Source organism: Streptomyces sp. NPDC087310, assembly GCF_044744405.1.
In the GTDB taxonomy this organism is placed as follows: domain Bacteria; phylum Actinomycetota; class Actinomycetes; order Streptomycetales; family Streptomycetaceae; genus Streptomyces.
In genome coordinates, this window is the sequence record NZ_JBIUYF010000006.1 from 434,271 (window position 1) to 452,292 (window position 18,022).

Below are 18,022 nucleotides of genomic sequence, written 5' to 3' on the forward strand. Positions count from 1 at the left end.
CGCCCCCGGGGACCGGCCGGGGGCCCGCGTCACCGTCGCGGGCGCCCCGGGCCGGTCGATCAGCTCAGCCCAGCTCAGCTCAGCTCAGGTCCGGTTCGGTCACCAGGCGATGGGCAGCTCGTACAGACCGCTGAAGAACTCCTTCGACCGCCAGCGCAGTTCGTCCACCCCGACGGCGAGCCGCAGCTCCGGCCAGCGGGTGACCACCTGCTCCAGGGTCACCTGGAGCTCCAGCCGGGCGAGGTGCGCGCCCAGGCAGTAGTGGGCCCCGTGCCCGAAGCTGACATGAGGGTTGCCCGGCCGGTCGAGGTCGACCTCGTCCGGCTCGGGGAAGACCTCCGGGTCCCGGTTGGCGGCGGTCGGGGAGACGATGACGGGCTCTCCCGCGCGGATCAGCACACCGCCCAGCTCGATGTCCTCCATGGCGTAGCGGGGCAGGACCACCCCGTTGAGCAGCGGGACGAAGCGCAGCAGCTCCTCGACGGCCTTCGGGACGAGACCGAGGTCGGCGCGGAGCCGGGCCATCATGTCGTCGCCGCTCTCCTGGTGGAGCAGCATGAGCGAGAAGAAGTTGCCGATCTGGTTGGTGGTGGTGACGAACCCGCCGATGAGGAGTTCGCCGAGGATGTCGATCAGTTCGCCCTCGGTGATGATCCCCTCCTCGTCGTGGCCCCGGACCAGAATGGTGAGCAGATCGTCGGCCGGCTCCTGGCGGTGCGCCTCCACCCAGCGGCTCATATGGGCGTTGAAGATGCCGGCTTCCTCAAGGATCGTCTCGGGCGGGGTGCTGCCCGAGCACACGACGTCCGCCCAGTGCCGTACATGCACATGGTCGGCGTAGGGGATGCCCACCAGTTCGCAGATGATCGTCATGGGGAGCGGGAAGGCGTAGTCCTCGATCATGTCCGCGGGCGGGCCGATCTCCTCCATACGGTCGAGCAGCCCGTCGGCGGTCCGCCTGATCCGGTCCCGCAGGCGCTCGATCCGGCGCGCGGTGAACTCCTTGCTCAGCAGGGAGCGCATCCGGGAGTGGTCCTGGTCCGCGCTGGTGAGGAGACCGCCGCTGATCCGGGGCATCCGTTCGATGCGGGGATGGTCGCGGTGGACGGCCTCACCGATGCTGAAGCGGGGGTCGGAGAGGACGGCGCGGACATCCTCGTGGCGGGTGGCCAGCCAGGAGTCCTCCCCGTAGGCCAGACGCACCCGGGCCAGGGGCTGGTCCCACAACCGCTGGTACCCGGGGTGCGGATCCAGACCGCCGAGGTTCCAGAAGGGGTAGGAGAGCGGTTCGGGGCGCTGCGTGGATTGCTGTTGCTGCTGGGGAGACATGGGGGTGTCAGCCTTTCCTGGCGCGGTCCAAAATGTTGACGGATTTACGGGCCTACGGGCCTACGGGCACGACGACATGGGTGGGCGGTGGCGCGGTGTCGTCGATGGAGGCGGTGAAGTCGACGCCGTCGTCCCGGCAGATGAACTGCAGGACCTGCCGTCCGGCGGCGGCGGCCCTGATCAGACCGCCCGTGGTGGCCCAGACGCCGGAGAGATAGAAGTTCTCCAGCCCTGGCAGGGCGGGGCCGTGCTTCTTGACGAGTTCCTCCATGGTCTCGCCGCTCTCGACGAAGGGCTGCCAGCCGAGGACGGTCCCGTTGTAACTGCCCGTGTACCGGATCTGGGTGAGCGGGGTGGAGGTGTCCCGTACCGCGATCGAGTCCCGCAGCCCCGGATGGCGCTCCTCCAGGAAGTCGACGATCGTGTCCCGCACCCGGCGTTTCGCGGCCGAGTAGGGGCGGCCCCGCCGCACCGGCAGGGTGTGCAGCTCGCCGCCCCGGCGGGGCCTGCTGAACTGCTCGGGCCCCTCGCTCAGTTCACGCCAGGGCTCGACGTCGGAGAAGTACGTGGCGTAGATGACGGTCGTGTTGTCCGGTGACAGCTCGGGATAGAACCGGCTGCGGAACTGGACGTTGATGCTCGGATGGCGGATCCCGATCAGCTTGGAGGCCATCGTCTCGTCCAGGAGATGGGTCGTGGTGGGTTCCCCCTCGGGGAAGCCCGCCCGCAGCCCCAGGAACACACTGACATAGCCGGGGAAGACCATGCCCGGCTCCTCGATGGTCTTGGTGAACAGCCGCCGGTAGTCGTCGTCGAGGTAGCGGCCTTCGAGGAGTTTCAGCAGGGTGGTGGGGCCGTCGCAGGCCGAGACGACGATGTCCGCGCGGTACTCCCGCCCGTCCACCATCCGTACGCCCACCGCGCGGTCGTTCTCGACGAGGATCCGCTCGACCTTCGCGTTGTACGTGATCTCGCCGCCCAGCCGCTCGTACCGGTCCGCGATGGAGCGGGCGAGCCCGAGCGAGCCGCCTTCCGGCACCCCGGCCGACTGGTTGGCCTGCGACGCCATCTGGAAGTAGAAGGGCAGCACGGGGAACCCGGGATGCTTCTCCAGCAGGATGTAGTTGAACGCCTCGCGCAGCAGGGGGTCCTGGAACCGGGCCGAGTACTCCGTCATCAGGACGGACATCGACGTACGGAAGAGATTGAGGTACGGGACGAAGCCGGCCAGCATCCGCCACCGCTCCCACCGGCCCATCAGCCCGACGGGCTTGAGGAACGGGTAGGAGGACAGGGCGGTACGGAACTTGCGCAGCCCGGCGCAGAACGACCGGATGTGGCGGGCGTCGGCCGGGGAGAGGGAGAGGAGATGGGCTTCGAGCCGGTCCGGGTCGGAGTAGAAGTACACCGCCCGGCCGTCCTGGCCGCGCACGATGTTGAACACGTCGAAGTGGCGCATCTCCTTGCCCTGGAGGGCGCCCAGTTCGAGCCAGATCTGATGCATCTCGTTGCCGGGACCGTTGCCCAGCAGCCAACTGATGCAGCAGTCGAAGGTGAAGTCGCCGCGGCCCCAGCCGGTGCAGCAGCCGCCCGGGATCTCGTGCATCTCGAAGACCTGGCTGCTGTAGCCGTTCATCTGCGCGTAGCAGCCGGTGGACAGGCCACCGAGCCCCCCACCGATGACGATCATGGATTTTCTGCGGGGTCGGGCAGGCGGCATGCCGTGCGCTCCTCGGTGTCCTCGTCGGCTTTCGTGTGCGGGGTCCCGCCGGTGGGATGCGGTGGCGCTCACCGCACCCCCCGCTGTTCGAGCTGCGGCAGCTTGCCCAACTTCCCCGGATGCCAGGGCTCCGTTCCGCCGCTCTCCCAGGCCCGGAACTCCAGGCCCAGTTCCTCGCAGATGTACTGCGTGACGAAGCGTCCGCTCGACGCGGCCTTGATCAGGCTCCCGCCGCTGAACCACTGCCCGGCCAGCGAGAGACCGCGCAGCCCCGGCAGCCGCATCCGGTCCTTGTTGATCAGTGCCGTGATCACGTCGTCGGCGTCGGTGAACGACTTCCAGGCGAGGATGGAGCCGCCCTGCACACCGGTGTACCGCTCGGTGGTCACGGGTGACGCCACATCGATGACCTCGATGGCCGGCCCGATGCCCGGGTGGTGCCGCTCCAGGAAGACGCGGACGAAGTCGGCCACCTCCTGCTTGCGCGCCCAGTACCCCTTGCGGTCCGTGCGCCGTAGCTGCTTCCAGTAGGCGTAGTCGCTGAAGTACGTGCAGTGGACGACCGACTTGCCGGGCGGTGCGAAACCGTCCGAGTACCGCGACCGGAGCTGGACGACCAGGCTCTTCTGGCTCACGCTCGGCAGGGCCGCACAGTCCTCCTCGGACAGCAGATAGGTGGTGCTGTGCCGATCCCGGTCGTCGAACTCGCCCTTGACACCGACGAAGGCGGAGACGACCCCCGGGTAGAGCATCTCCGGGCGGTCCATCATCTCCCCGAAGAGGGTGTCGATCTTCGGGCTGGAGTACGCGCCGCCCAGCAGCTTGTTGATCGTGGTGTAGCCGTCGCAGGCGGCGACCACATGGTCGGCGTAGTGCCGCTCCCCACCGCGCAGCTCCACCCCGATCGCCCGGTCGTTCTCGATCAGGATGCGCTCCACCCGCGTCCGGTAGTCGACCCGCCCGCCCAGCGAGGTGTACCGCTCCTCGACCGAGCGAGCCAGCCCCAGCGAGCCGCCCTGCGGGAAGCCGGCGTTGCTGTGGTGGGCGCTGGCCATGTTGAACAGATAGGGCAGGAGCGGGAAGACCTCGTGGTCCTGGAAGAAGATGAACGGGAACGCCCGGCGCAGCAGCGGATCCTGGAACCGCTCCGTGAACCGCTCCATCCGGGTCGCCGCCGTACGCCAGAACAGCAGGAAGTCCGGCAGGACGATCCGCAGGGTGGCGAGCTTCTCGCGGACCGACTGGAGCGGCGGCGGGGTGAGGAACGGATAGTGGTTGATGGCGATGAAGCGCCGCAGGTCGCGGCAGAAGGCGCGGATGGGCCGGGCGTCGGCCGGTGAGATCTCCAGGAGATGCGCCTCCAGCCGGTCGGGGTCGTTGTAGAACGTCACCGCCCGCCCGAGCTCGTCGACGACGGTGTTGAACACCTCGAAGTTCGCGATGGTCTTGCCGTCGAGGGCGCCCAGCTCCCGCCACACCCGGTTGGCGTCGTTGTTCGGGCCGGTGCCGGTGAGCCACTCGATGCAGTAGTCGAAGACGTACCCCTGCCGGGACCATGCCGTGCAGCACCCGCCCGGCAGGACGTGCCGCTCGAAGATCCGGGTCTCGGCGCCGCTCATCTCGGCGTAGCAGCCGGTGGACAGGCCGCCGATGCCGGCGCCGATGACGATGACGCGGGGGCGGTCGCCCGGGGCCCGCTCACGCGGTTGCCAGACGGGGCGGTTCTCACGCGACATGGGACTCATCTCCAGCGAGGTCGGTGACTCCGGTCATGACGGCGAGGGTGAGTTCGGCGTTCCGCGCCAGGTACTTCTCGTCGAGCATCTCGGCGTGGGTGCCGTGCCCGCGCAGCAGCTCCGTACGGCTGGTCGAGCTGCCGTGCCAGGTGCCGCGCTGCCCCGCCGCGTAGAACGCCGCCTTCCGTTCGTCGGAGATCACACTGACGGTCCCGGAGACCGTGCCGGTGTTGGGGGTACGGCCGCAGAAGTCCAGGTACTCCCTGGCCTGGGCGAGGGTCGCGTCGGCGACGCTCGTGGAGCCGGTGTGGCGGTGGAGATGGCCGCGCAGCTCGTTCTCGAACGCCTCGATGTGCTCGTCGGCGAGCGCGTGGGCCTCCAGGATGCGGTACGAGTCCATGATCACCACATGGGGGACCGCGCGCCCGCGCCCTTCGAGCTCCTTGGCGACCTCGAAGGCGAGATTGCCGCCGAGGGAGTACCCGAAGACCGGGCAGGGCCCGTCGGGACGGAGCGACTCGATGAGGTCCGCGTACCGGATCACCTTGTCGTCGCCGTCGACATGGTTGAACGCGACGAGCTCATGTTGGGGCAGGTGCTCGGCGAACTTCCGGTAGACCAGTCCGTGCCCGCCCGCCGGCGGGAAGCAGAACAGGGTCGGTCCCCGGCCGGTGTTGAAGGTCAGATACGGGCTTCCGCCGGAGATCTCGCCGGTGATGATGGACTCCACCGTCCGCGCCATCCCGTGCAGCGTCGTGACCTTGAAGAGCAGACTGACCGGGACGGTGATGTTGAACTCCGCCTGGAGCCGGTGGATCAGCTCGATCAGCTTGATGGAGCTGCCGCCCGAAGCGAAGAAGTCGCTGCGCAGTCCGGCCTGTTCCAGGGAGAGCAGGGACTGCCAGTGGGCCGCCATCCGCTGCTCGTAGAGCGTGACCGGCGGCTCGTGGCTCTCCTCGTCGGACTCGGCCGGCGGCTCGGGCAGAGCGGCCACGTCGACCTTGCCGTTCGCGGTGAGCGGCAGCGCGTCCAGCGCGGTGAAGTGGGCCGGGATCAGATAGGTGGGCAGCCGTGTGGCGAGATGGCGGCGCAGCTCGCCCGCACCCGGATCGGCCCCGGCCTCCGGGACGTAGTACGCGCACAGCACGGACTCGCCGCGGGCGTCGGCGCGGACCGTGACGACCGCCTGGCTCAGGGCCGGCAGCGACACCAGCAGGGATTCGATCTCGCCCGGTTCGATGCGGTGGCCCCGCACCTTGAGCTGGGCGTCGGCGCGGCCGAGGAGATGGATCAGGCCCCTGGCGTCCCGCCGGGCGAGGTCGCCCGTGCGGTAGAGCCGCTCGGGGGCCGCCCCCGGGCCGCGGCCCAGCGTCAGCTCCACGAAGCGCTCCGCGGTCTGCCCGGGGTCGCCCGCGTAGTCGAGGGCGAGCCCCGCGCCGCCGACCCAGAGTTCACCGGTGACACCGGGCGGCACGAGATCGCGGTTCTCGTCGAGGATGTGCAGGGAGCAGTTCGGCAGGGGCCTGCCGATCGGGACGAGCTGGTTGGGGGCGAGCCCGTCCGTGGGACCCTCGAAGTACGCGCTGTCGACGGCCGCCTCCGTCAGGCCGTACGAGTTGATGACCCGGGTCCCCGGGCCGCACAGGGCGCGCAGCCGCTCGTACTCCTCGACCTTCCAGGCGTCGGAGCCGACGATCATCAGCCGCATGAAGTCGAGCCGGTGGTCCCCGTGGGCGCAGTGATCCATGAGGGCACGGGCCACCGCCGGCACGAACTCAGCGCAGTCGACGCCCTCGTCGGTCATCGTCCCGTACAGCCGGGCGGTGTTGAGCAGCAGATCACGGCCGATCAGCACCAGTCGGCCGCCCGAGCACAGGGCGCGGACGAGATCCCCGGTGAACACGTCGAACGACACGCCCGCCATCTGGAGATGGACCCCGGGCGCCGCGTCGAGACCGTACTCCTCGTACCAGGCGGCGCGGACGGCCGCGAGGGCCCGGTGGCTGACGCGTACGGCCTTGGGGCGGCCCGTCGACCCCGAGGTGTGGATGACGTAGGCGGGCGCGTCCAGGTCGACGGGCGCCTCGTTCGTCTCCGGCACCGCGGCGTCGGAGAGCCCGCCGGAGCCGCCCGCCGCTCGGGGCACATCGGTGAGCAGTGGGACACCCAGCGCCGCGAACCGCTCCCGCTCCCCGGCGCCGGTGACGAAGAGCGCCGCCCCCGCGTTCCGCGTCATGAGGGCGAGCCGGTCGGTGGGATGGCCGGGGTCGAGCGGCAGATAGGCGGCGCCCGACTTGAGGACGGCGAGCAGGGCGACGATCAGCTCGGGCGACTTGTCGAGGCAGACGGCGACGACGTCCCCGCGCCCGATGCCCCGCGCCCGCAGCGTGCCGGCCAGCAGCCCCGCCCCGTGCTCCAGCGCACCGTAGGTGAGATGCCGGGTCCCACCCGACTCGGACGGTACGGTGACCGCCACGGCCTCCGGCGTACGGGCCGCCGCCTCGGCGATCAGCCGGTGCACGGGCAGATCGTGCGGCAGCGCCCGGCCCCGCGCGGCCGGCGCGCCCAGGATGCGGGACCGCTCCCGGGTGCCGAGCAGATCGAGACGGGCCACCGGCTCCTCGGCGGGAACGCTGGTGAGGGCGTCCAGGACATGGACGTAGTGGGCGGCCATCCGCTCCACGGTCTCGGCCAGGAAGATGTCGGTGTTGTACTTCAGGACGCAGTGGAAGCGCTGCTCCGCCTCGTCCTCGTACGCCGACAGCGTCAGGTCGAACTGACCCTCCTCCTCGGGCAGTTCGATGTATTCGAGACGGTAGCCGTACTGCTCGGCGGCCACCTTGTGGGCCAGCAGGATGAACATCGCCTGGAAGACCGCCGACCGGCTCGGGTCGTGCTGGAGGCCCAGCTCGTCGACGAGCAGCACGAACGGGTACTCCTGGTTGTCGAGCCCGCCGAGAACGACCTGACGGACCTGCGCGAGGAGCGCCGCGACGGACGGGCCGCCCGACAGATCCGCGTACAGCGGCAGCGGGTTGACGAAGTAGCCGTAGACGGAGCCGAACTCCTCCTCCGTACGGCCGGTCACCGGCGAACCCACGATGATGTGGTCCTGGCCCGAGTAGCGGTGCAGCAGGACGTAGTAGGCGCTCAGCAGCACCATGTACACCGTGACGTCGTGCTCGCGCGCCAGGGCGTGCACGCGGGCGCTGAGATCGGTGTCGAGGACGAAGAACTCGGACGCGCCGTTGTGCGTCTGCACGGCGGGCCGCGGCCGGTCCGTGGGCAGGTCGAGGGCGGGCACCTCGGCGGGCAGACTGGCCCGCCAGTGGTCCAGCATGCGCCGCGCGTCGGGGGAGGCCAGGAAGCGGTTCTGCCAGTTCAGGAAGTCGAGGTAGCGGGCCCGTACGGGCGGCAGCTCGACGGCGCCGCCCCGGCCGCCCAGCCCCTCGTACAGGGCGAGCAACTCCTCGATGAAGGTGAACGTGGAGATCGCGTCGGAGATGATGTGATGGACGGCCTTCATCACGACCCAGCGCTCCGGACCGCGCTTGAACAGCCGGAACCGGACCAGCGGGTCGCACTCCAGGTCGTACGGACGGCGGTACTCGCGGACGATCATGTCGTGGATGTCGTCCCAGGCACGGCCCTGGACGTCGAAGAGGGCCACATCAGGGTCGTTCGCCGTCGAGATGCGCTGGACGGGCTGCCCGTCCTCCATGGTGAAGTTGGCCCGCAGCATCGGATGCCGCTCCACCAGGGTGCGGAACGCGGTGAACATCCGCTCCGGCTCGATCCTGGTCCTGATCTCGACGGCCCCGCCGATGTTGTACGCGAAGCCCTCGGGGTTGAGTTGTTTGAGGAACCACAGGGCCTTCTGGTTCTGCGTCAGCGGGTGGCGGGACTCGTCCTCGTGGATCTCCACCTCCGCCGCAGCGGCCGCCCCGTCCGCCGCCTCCGCGACCAGGACGGCAGCCGCCTGGTGCAACTGCTCGCTCAGTTCGCCGGCGGGAGCGCCGCTGAGCAGCGCCACCAGGGGCAGGGCCACCCCGGTCTCGGCGTGCACCCGGGCACGCAGCTCCATCGCCAGGAGGGAGTCGAGACCGAGGGCGGCGAGGCTGCTCGTCCCGTCGATCCGGTCGGTGGGCACCCGCAGCACCGTCGAGGCCACCGCGGAGAAGCGCTCGGCGACGAGTTCGGCGCGGCGCTCCTCGTCCGCCGTACGGAACAGGTCGAGGAAGCTGCTGTGTTCGCCGTCGTCCGCGCCGCTCGCGGCGTCCGCGGCGAGTTCCGCGACGAGCGGCGGCGGCGACGCGTACCAGGCGAGGAAGACCTTCCAGTCGACCACTGTCGCCACCAGCAACTGGGCGCGGTCCTGGCCGAGTACCCGCTCCAGAACGGCCATGCCCGCGTCGGGGGAGAGCGAACTCATGCCCCGGCTGGTGCGGTAGTGCCGGACGAGCCCCAGCTCCTCGATCATCCCGGTCGCCCACGGGCCCCAGTCGACGGAGAGCGCGGGCAGCCCGCGGGAGCGGCGGTGGTGGGCCAGCGCGTCCAGGAAGGCGTTGCCCGCCGCGTAGTTGGCCTGGCCCGCCGTGGTGAGCAGCGAGGCGATGGACGCGAAGAGGACGAAGTGGTCCAGCGGCTCGTCCCGCAGATGGCGGTGGAGCAGCCACGCACCGGCGGCCTTCGGAGCGAGGACGGAGTCGAAGGCGGTCCTGTCCATGGCGGGGACCAGGGTGTCCTTGACATGGCCGGCGAGATGGAACACACCGCGTACGGGCGGGGCGTCCTGGCCGCGGTAGGCGGTCAGCCACGCGGTCAGCGCCCGCTCGTCGGTGGTGTCCAGGCAGGCGTGGACCGGGTGGGCGCCCAGCGCCTCCAGCTCCTTCACGAAACGCGCGCCCCGGCCCGCCGCCGAGGCGGGGTCGAGCCCGCGCCAGGTGGCGCGGTCGGGCAGCGGCGTGCGGCCGACCAGGATGAGATGGCGGGCACCGCGCCGGACGAGATAACGGCACAGGAGCTGTCCCAGCGCGCCGAACGCGCCGGTGACGAGATAGGCGCCGTCCGGGCGCAGCCGTGGCGCGAGGGGCCGGTTCAGGTCCTGGGGACGGGTGAGCCGGCAGGTCAGGCGGCGCTCGCCGCGCAGGGCGATCTCGTCGTCGTACGGGCCCTGCCGCGCGGCGGCGTGCAGCACCTCGTCCAGCACGGCCCGCGCCTCCCGCGCCCGGCTCCCGGCGGCGGCCGCCCGGCCGTCCGCGTCGGCACCGTCCGCGTCGGCACCGTCCGCGTCCGTGTCGCCCGTGGCGCCCGGGGCCAGGTCGATCAGGGTGCCCCGGTGCGCGGTCAGCTCCTGATGACGCAGCACCCGGCCGATGCCCCAGGCGGGCGCGCCCAGCGGCTCCACGGGATCGCCGGGCTCGACGGGCTGCGTACCGCGCGTGACGATGTGCAGGGCGGCGGGGGAGGCGAGTTGGCCCCCGTCCTCCTGGAGCGCCTGGGCGAGAGCGACCAGCGAGTACGCCCCGAGGGTGCTGTGCTCCTCCAGACGGGCGCGCTCGCTGTCGTCCAGGGCCGGCAGGTCGAGATTCCATAAGTGGACGATCGTGTCGAGACCCGGGGCGTGCGGCGCACCGTCGGCCCGCCGCTGCGCCGCGTCCTCGGCCAGCTCGGCGAGAAGCCGACGCAGATCGTCGGCGCGGCCGGGCACCACCGTCGAGGTGCCCGTGTCGAGCCGGGTGGCGTACGCCTCGCCCGGGCGTACGAGATGGCAGTGGCCACCGCGCGCGGTGACGAGCTCCGCCAGCGCGTCCGCGACCCCGCCGGGGGCGTCCGCGAAGAGCAGCCAGCGGCCCGGGGCCGTGGAGTCGAGCGGCCCGGTGTCGACGGGGCTCTCGGCCCAGGTGGGTTCCGCGAGCCAGTTGTCGATCGTGGTGAGCGCGACGCTGGTCGACGCCTGCTCGACATCGGCGGCCCGGAACCCGCCGATGTGCCCGAGCGGCAGACCGTCGTCCCCGTGGAGCGTGATGTCACCGACGAGTTCGCCGGCCGGCCGCCGCGTGACGGTGGCGTGCACCCACAGCGGCCGGTCGCCGACCGGGCCGGTACGCACCTCGTCGATGGAGAGCGGCAGCAGGATGCCCGTGGACCCGTCGGCCGCTCCGTCGCCGTCGCCGGTCGGACCGCCGTCCCCGAGCCCCGCGGTCAGCAGCGCCTGGAAGCAGGAGTCCAGCAGCACGGGGTGGAGGTGGTGGCCCGCCGCGTCGTCACCGATCACCTCGGGCGGGCGGATCCGCGCCAGCGCCTCGCCGGGGCCGGTCCACACCTCCTCGATGCCCTGGAACGCGGGCCCGTAGTGGTAGCCGAGTTCGCTCAGCGCGGTGTAGCAGGCCGGGCCGTCGAGGCGGCGCTCACCGCGCGCCCTGATCCCGTCGAGGTCCAGCGGTGCCGGGGGCGCGGCGCGGTGACCGGAGCGGACCACGCCGCTCGCGTGGACGGCCCGCTCCTCGCCGGGGCCCGAACCCGTCGCGACGGTGAAGGCGGCGCTCTCCGGCGAGAACGCGAGCTGTACGGTGCGCGACGCGTCGTCCGGGAGGAAGAGGGCCTTGCGGAACTCGACGGAGCCGAACGCGGCCTCCGTACCGCCCGTCAGCGCCCGTACCGCCTGGGCGGCCATTTCGATGTAGCCGGCGGCCGGGAACAGGGCCCGGCCCTGGATCCGGTGGTCGGCGAGGTAGGGGGCGCGCTCCACATCGAGCTCCACCTCCCACACCGGCTCCGTGGTGGCCAGCCGGCGGCCCAGCAGCGGATGGTCCAGCCGCCCGAGCCTGACCTGCGCCACGGGGTGCGGCTCGGTCCAGTACCGGTCGCGCTTCCACGGGTAGCGCGGCAGCGGTACGGTCCTGCCCCCGGGCTGGAGCAGGTCCCAGGCGATCTCGGTGCCCAGGTTGTGCAGCGCGGCGAGCGAGGTGGCGAACCGGGCCGGTTCGTCCTCCTCGCGGCGGATCGACGGCAGCGTCACCACCTCCGCGCCGGGCTCGGCCGGCCTGCCCTCCAGGCACTCCTTGATCGAGTGGGAGAGCACGGGATGCGGGCCGATCTCCAGGAAGACACGGTGTCCTTCGTCGGCCAGGCGCTCGATCGCGGGCCGGAAGCGGACCCGGTCGCGGACGTTGCTCCACCAGTAGTCCGCGTCGAGTTCCGTGCCGTGCGCCCGGCCCTCCCGCCCCGTCAGATGGAGCGGGACCTGGGCGGGGCGCGGCTCGATCCCGGCGAGGCAGTCGAGCAGTTCGTCCTTGATCTGCTCCATGAGGGCGCTGTGGTACGGCACCCGGACGGAGAGGAGGCGGGCGAAGACCTGCTCCGCGCGCAGCTCCTCGGCGAGCGCGGTCAGGGCCGTCCCGTCCCCGGCCAGGGTGATGGAGGTGGGGCTGTTGACGGCGCCGATGGACACCAGGTCCCCGTACGGCAGGATCCGCCGCTCCGCCTCCTCCTCGGCGAGCCCCACGGCGAGCATCGTCCCCGTCCCCACCAGCCGCTGCTGGAGGCGGCTGCGGTGCACGATGATCCGCACCGCGTCGCGCAGGCTGTAGACCCCGGCCTCGTAGAACGCGGCGGCCTCGCCCGTGCTGTGGCCGACGATGGCGTCGGGGCGCACCCCGTGGGCGCGCCACAGGGCGGCGAGGCCGATCTGTACGGCGAAGTTGGCGGGCTGGGCGAGCCAGGTCTCGGCCATCCGGGAGCCGGCCTCGTCCGCGTTCATCTCCTCGACGAGGGACCAGCCGGTGAGCGCCGCGATCTCGCGGTCGCAGCGCTCGACGGCCTCACGGTAGACGGGCTGGGTGGCGAACAGCTCGCGGCCCATGCCCCACCACTGGGGTCCCATACCGGTGAACACCCAGGCCAGCCGCCGCTGCTGGGGATCGCGCCGGTGGCCGGTGACCACCCGGGGGTGGGCCTCGCCCCGCATCTGCGCGGAGAGCGCCTCGGCCAGGTCCTCGCGTGAGGTGTAGACGACGGAGAGCCGGGCGTCGTGGTGCTGGCGGCGGTGCGTGAGGGTGTGCCCGAGGTCGTCGAGGGAGACGGTGGGCCCGCCGCCCGGGGCGGCGGTGGCCGTCAGCTCCCGGTGGATCTCCTCGGCCAGGACGGGCAGCGCGGAGGCGTCACGCGCGGTCAGCGGGAGGATGGTGCAGCGGGGGCGGTCCGCGGGGGGCGGCTCGGCCGCGGGGGCGGCGGGCGGCGCCTCCTCCAGCAGGACATGCGCGTTCGTGCCGCCGAAGCCGAACGAGTTGACGCCGGCGCGCGCCGGGCCCTCGTGCGCGGGCCACCGGGTGACCTGCGTCGGAATGGTGAACGGGGCGGCGGCGAGGTCGATCCCGGGGTTGATCCGCTCCAGGTTGATGTGCGGTGCGATCGTACGGTGCTTGATGCTGAGGGCGGTCTTGATGAGCCCGGCGATTCCGGCGGCCGACTCCGAGTGCCCGATGTTGGTCTTGACCGAACCGACGTAGCAGGCGGCGCCGGGCTCCCGGCCGACGGCCAGCGCCCGGGAGAGCGCGGCGGCCTCGATGGGGTCGCCGACCGGCGTGGAGGTGCCGTGGGCCTCCACGTACTGGAGGCTGCCCGGCGCGACCTGGGCCTCGGCGCAGACCCGCTCGATCAGGGTGACCTGGGCGTCGGCGCTGGGCACGGTGATGCCGTTGGTGCGGCCGTCCTGGTTGACGCCGCTGGCGGTGACCACGGCGTGGACGGGGTCGCCGTCGCGTACCGCGTCCGTGAGGCGCTTGAGCGCGATGACACCGACGCCCTCGGCGCGTACGTAGCCGTCGGCGCCGGCGTCGAACGTACGGGAGCGTCCCTCGGGGGATAGGAAGCCGCCCTTGGTCTCGGCGATGGTGTACTGCGGCGTGAGATGCAGCAGCGTGCCGCCCGCCAGCGCGAGGGTGGACTCGCCGCGGCGCAGGCTCTCGCAGGCGAGGTGCACGGCGACCAGGGACGAACTGCACGCGGTGTCGATCGAGAGACTGGGGCCGCGGAAGTCGAAGCAGTGCGAGATCCGGTTCGACACCATCGTCATCATCGTGCCGGTCGCCGTGTGCGCGGCCAGGGTGTCGAACCGGAGGTCGGCGAACTGGAGGATCTTGTAGTCCAGTGTGAACGCGCCGATGAACACACCGACATCGCTCCCCGCCAGCTCGGCCGGCTTCTGGCCGCCGTCCTCCAGCGCCTCCCAGGACACCTCCAGCAGCTTCCGCTGCTGCGGGTCCATGTGTTCCGCCTCGCGGGGGCTGATGCCGAAGAAGGCGGGGTCGAACTCGTCGAAGCCGTCGATGTAACCGCCCCTGCCGCCCACCAGACGGCCCGGCTTGGCCTTGTCCCGGCTGCCGAGCGTCGTCACGTCGTACCGGTCGCGCGGCGTCGGTCTGATGCAGTCCTTCCCGTCGAGAAGGTTCTGCCAGAAGGTGCGGTGGTCACTGGCGCCGCCGGGGAAGCGGCAGCCGATGCCGATGATCGCGATCTTCTCAGGAGGCGTGGTGCGGAGCGATTCAGCCATGTCGGCTCCTTGGGTCGTCAACACGCAACGTGCGCGAAGGGCAGGCGCGGGCTTCCGTGCCTCCGTCGGCGGGCCGGCGGGGACCGGATGCGGTGCGCGTGAACGCGAAAGCGGATTGCGGGTGGTCTGGGGAGGGAGTGGTGCGGGAGAGGTCGGAACGTGCGGGGAGAAGGGGAGAGGACGGCGTGAGGTGGGAGATGGCGCGAGGTGGGACGGGACGGTGCGGTGCGGGGAGGATCAGTCGGCGCTGTGGCCGGCCTTCGCCGACCGGCGCACCGGGTGCACCAGGGTGGCGACGATCGCACCGGTCCCGGGGAAGGAGCGCGGATCCACCAGACCGACGGCGGCCGGCTCGCGCCCCGGCCGCCAGGTGAAACTTCCGAACGCCCGGTCCCAGATGGACAGGTCGGAGCCGTAGTGCCCGGCCTCGGCCAGATCCGTGCTGTGGTGCAGCCGGTGCTGCTCGGGCCCCACGAACACATGGTTGAGCCGGCCGAGACCGACGGCGATGTTGGCGTGCACGAAGTACCCCTGCGCGATGACGAACAGGCCCGCGCCGAAGACGGCCGTCTCAGAGAACCCGACGATCGCCAGGGCCACTTGGACGAACGCCTGGGAGATGAAGACGTCGGCGATGTGGTTGACGCCGTTGTTGGCGACATTCACCTTGTCGGGGACGTGGTGGACGCCGTGCAGCCGCCACAGCCACCGGTTGGTGTGCCCGAGCCGGTGCACGGTGTAGCCGGCCAGTGAGCCGAGCAGCAGGGCGAGGGGTATCTCGGCCCCGAGCGGCAGGAGGGGGTCCGTCGTCGCGAGGGCGCCCGCGGCGACCACCACCATCGACTGGGCCAGGGTGCCGCCCACCGTCGTGAGGACGAAGTACACGCCGTACCAGCGCCATTCGCGGCGGCTGGGGTGCCAGGCCCGCTCGTACGGGATCACCCGCTCCAGCGCCGCGAGGTAGCAGAGCAGGGACAGTTGGAAGGCGAACGTCGCCAGGCCGGTGTCCCAGCCGTACCGCGTGGTCACGGCGAAGACCGCCCCGACCGAGAGCAGCAGAAGGGGGTGGCAGGTACGGGAGAGCAGCGCTTTGACCGTGGTGGGCGAAGCGGCCCTGAACTCGGGCCGGCCCGCGCCGCTCACCGTGGAACCAGACATGTCGCACCCTTCGCTCATGGGGACGTGGGCAAGGAGCAGGCAGCACTTTCCCCTGGCATCTCACCGACCAGGGGCCACGTAACAGCATGCGGTGGATCAACTACGGGCAGCAATATCGTCTGACCGGCGCGCGGGGGCTCGCGAGCCCAGTACGCCCTTGGCGCGCGCCCCCGGCGCAACCCCGGAGAAGGCGCCTTCCCGGCATGAACGTGTTCGTGGCGGGCCAAGTGGCTGGTCCGGGCGTCTCTGCCGAGGGACGGCCTTCACTCGAAAGAGCAGCCGCTCGGGCGTTACCTGCCCGGCGCGCCGGGCAAGGGGCGGCGTCAACGCCCGGCGTCAACACCCCGCGTGGTCCGTCCCGGTGCTGTGCGCCTCAGCGCGGCGCGTCGGACGCGGCGCGGCCCACCGACTCGACCAGGGGCAGCAACCGGTGCGGCACCCGTTCGCGCAACGCCATCTCCGTACGCGTACGGACCACCCCCGGCAACTGGATCAGCCGCTGGACCACGTCCTCCAGATGACCGTTGTCCCGCGCCACCACCCGAGTGAGCAGATCGCCCGCGCCCGTGATCGAGAACGCCTCGATGATCTCCGGGACCTCGGCGAGCGCGTCGCCGACCTCGTCCAGATGCCCCTGCGTGACCTCGATATGGACGAAGGCGAGCACCGGATGGCCGAGGGCGGCGGGAGAGAGCTGGGGACCGGTGCCCATGATCACACCGTCGCGCTCCAGCTTGTCCAGCCGGGCCTGCACGGTGCCTCGCGCGACCCCGAGGATCCGCGCGTACTCCCGCACGCTGGTGCGCGGCCGCTCGATGAGGAGCCGCAGAATACGGGTGTCGAGGGTGTCCACCGACATGATCCTCCGGCCTCCCGCTGTGCTGTACGCCGCCCCGCTCCGGTGACGACTGTACCGACGACCGGGCCCGACCCCGTATCGCCGGCCCGTCGCAACGGCGAGGAACCGAAAGGGAGCGCGCCCCGCGCGTCGCGCCCGGCCGCCGGATCCCGCGTGATGAAAAATCTCGCCGGGGAGAGGCGGAGGAGCGTGTGAGGAACGGCGTGAGGAAATCCGGTGTGCGGGGGAATCCGCGGCGCCCGCTGTGGGCCCTGTCCCTCCTCTCCCTCTGCGCGGCCCTCGGAACGCTGGCCGCGCCGCCCCGGGCCCACGACGCGGCGCCTTGCGAGAGCGTCCTGGTGGGTGTCGCCCATCAGGACGACGACCTCCTCTTCGTCAATCCGGACATTCAGCGGACCCTTCACGCGGGATGCTCCGTCAGTACGGTCTATCTGACCGCCGGGGACGCCGGTCACCCCTTCAGGACGAGTTACTACGTCAGGAGCCGGGAGGACGGCGTGCGCGCGGCGTACGCCAAGATGGCGGGCACCGCGGACCGTTGGACGAGGGACGATGTCGTCGTGCGCGACCGCAGACTCCTGTCGTACACCCTGGCCGACGGGGCGGACGTCCGGCTCACCTTCCTCCGGCTGCCCGACGGGCTGCCCCGGGGCAGCGGCACCACCACCAACCATCACCAGAGCCTGCTCAGGCTCTTCCGCGGGGAGATCAGGACGATCAGGCCCGTGGACGCGGAACGCGCCTACACCGAGGGCGAACTCGTGAGCACCCTGACGGGGCTGGCCGACCGGGAGAAGGTGCGGCGCGTCCGCACACTGGACTACGACAACAACTCCTTCGGGCACCAGGGCACGCGAACCGTCGATCACAGCGACCACAGTGACCACGCGGTGGCCGGAAGGTACTTCAGAAGGGCCGCGTTCGACGCGGCGGACCGGCCCGCCGTGACGCCCTACCTCGGGTACAGCATGTCCCTCCTGCCGGCCAATCTGAGCCCGGCTCAGAAGAAGCTGAAAGAAGCGGTGTTCGAGACCTACTACCGGCACCACGGGTGCCTGCCGAAGGAATGCCCCGCGTTTCTTCCGTACGGTCCCGGCTACCGGAACTGGGTGGGCAAGGAACACCGGAGAACGCACCGGGCGGCCCGCCCCGGCGAGATCATGTCGGCGATCGCCACGACGAGTTCCGCCCGTACGGTGCAGCTCTGCCTCGCGGCGGGAGGCGGCGAGGAGGGGGCCGAGGGGGCCGAGCGGGCCGAGGAAGACGATGGGGTCGAGGGGGCCGGGGAAGCAGAGGGGGCCGCCGAGGTCGCGACGCGCGCCTGCGACGGCGCACGGGTCCAGTCGTGGACGTTCGACGACGGCGCGGTCCGGTCCGCCGTGGGCGGGCGCTGCCTCACCGTGCCGTACGGGAACTCCTCGGCCCCTTCCCTGTCCCCGTGCGACGGGTCGCCGGGCCAGCGGTGGTGGCGCGACGCCGGGGGACGGATCGGCTCCCGGAAGGGCTGTCTGTCCCAGGACGACATGGTGAACCTGCGCCCCCGGCTGCGCCTGGCACGGTGTGCTCCGTACCGCCCGGAGGTGCGCTGGTACGGGTGAGTCCGTACGGGTGTTCCCATTTTTTCGATGGAAATCGCGTGGAAGCCTCTCTTCCGCCGAAAACCGTCG

Annotated in this window: 7 protein-coding genes; 1 reads left to right on the top strand and 6 read right to left on the bottom strand. The window is 71.3% G+C overall.

The window, feature by feature from the left end; all coding sequences use genetic code 11:
* Positions 1-99: 99 nt before the first annotated feature.
* The 6 genes from ACIO3P_RS24780 to ACIO3P_RS24805 form a co-directional block, all read right to left on the bottom strand.
* Positions 100-1,329, bottom strand: a complete 1,230-nt coding sequence (locus tag ACIO3P_RS24780) for a cytochrome P450 (RefSeq protein ID WP_329825610.1) — start codon at positions 1,327-1,329, stop codon at positions 100-102.
* Positions 1,330-1,381: 52 nt separating this feature from the next.
* Positions 1,382-3,019 (bottom strand): phytoene desaturase family protein, encoded by a 1,638-nt coding sequence (locus tag ACIO3P_RS24785; RefSeq protein WP_401790966.1) that lies wholly within the window; start codon positions 3,017-3,019, stop codon positions 1,382-1,384.
* A gap of 98 nt (positions 3,020-3,117) precedes the next feature.
* The gene (locus ACIO3P_RS24790; protein WP_401852306.1) at positions 3,118-4,785 is read right to left on the bottom strand and encodes a phytoene desaturase family protein; all 1,668 of its coding nucleotides are present in this window, start codon (positions 4,783-4,785) and stop codon (positions 3,118-3,120) included.
* Positions 4,775-14,338, bottom strand: a complete 9,564-nt coding sequence (locus tag ACIO3P_RS24795; protein ID WP_401852308.1) for an amino acid adenylation domain-containing protein — start codon at positions 14,336-14,338, stop codon at positions 4,775-4,777. Before ACIO3P_RS24795 ends, ACIO3P_RS24790 begins: the two co-directional genes overlap by 11 nt.
* A gap of 237 nt (positions 14,339-14,575) precedes the next feature.
* Complete coding sequence (locus tag ACIO3P_RS24800; protein WP_329825616.1) at positions 14,576-15,496, bottom strand: sterol desaturase family protein; 921 nt, start codon at positions 15,494-15,496, stop codon at positions 14,576-14,578.
* Positions 15,497-15,869: 373 nt separating this feature from the next.
* Complete coding sequence (locus tag ACIO3P_RS24805) at positions 15,870-16,355, bottom strand: Lrp/AsnC family transcriptional regulator (protein WP_329825617.1); 486 nt, start codon at positions 16,353-16,355, stop codon at positions 15,870-15,872.
* 218 nt (positions 16,356-16,573) lie between these two features.
* Here ACIO3P_RS24805 and ACIO3P_RS24810 point away from each other — a divergent pair, with 218 nt between their 5' ends.
* On the top strand, positions 16,574-17,953 hold the full coding sequence (locus ACIO3P_RS24810; protein WP_329825618.1) for a ricin-type beta-trefoil lectin domain protein: 1,380 nt from the start codon (positions 16,574-16,576) through the stop codon (positions 17,951-17,953).
* The last annotated feature ends 69 nt before the right edge of the window (positions 17,954-18,022 follow it).

Bases quoted from the DNA above. Each gene is read 5' to 3' on its own strand.
- ACIO3P_RS24780 (WP_329825610.1), bottom strand. From the start codon at position 1,329: ATGTCTCCCCAGCAGCAACAGCAATCCACGCAGCGCCCCGAACCGCTC.
- ACIO3P_RS24785 (WP_401790966.1), bottom strand. From the start codon at position 3,019: ATGATCGTCATCGGTGGGGGGCTCGGTGGCCTGTCCACCGGCTGCTAC.
- ACIO3P_RS24790 (WP_401852306.1), bottom strand. From the start codon at position 4,785: ATGTCGCGTGAGAACCGCCCCGTCTGGCAACCGCGTGAGCGGGCCCCG.
- ACIO3P_RS24795 (WP_401852308.1), bottom strand. From the start codon at position 14,338: ATGGCTGAATCGCTCCGCACCACGCCTCCTGAGAAGATCGCGATCATC.
- ACIO3P_RS24800 (WP_329825616.1), bottom strand. From the start codon at position 15,496: ATGTCTGGTTCCACGGTGAGCGGCGCGGGCCGGCCCGAGTTCAGGGCC.
- ACIO3P_RS24805 (WP_329825617.1), bottom strand. From the start codon at position 16,355: ATGTCGGTGGACACCCTCGACACCCGTATTCTGCGGCTCCTCATCGAG.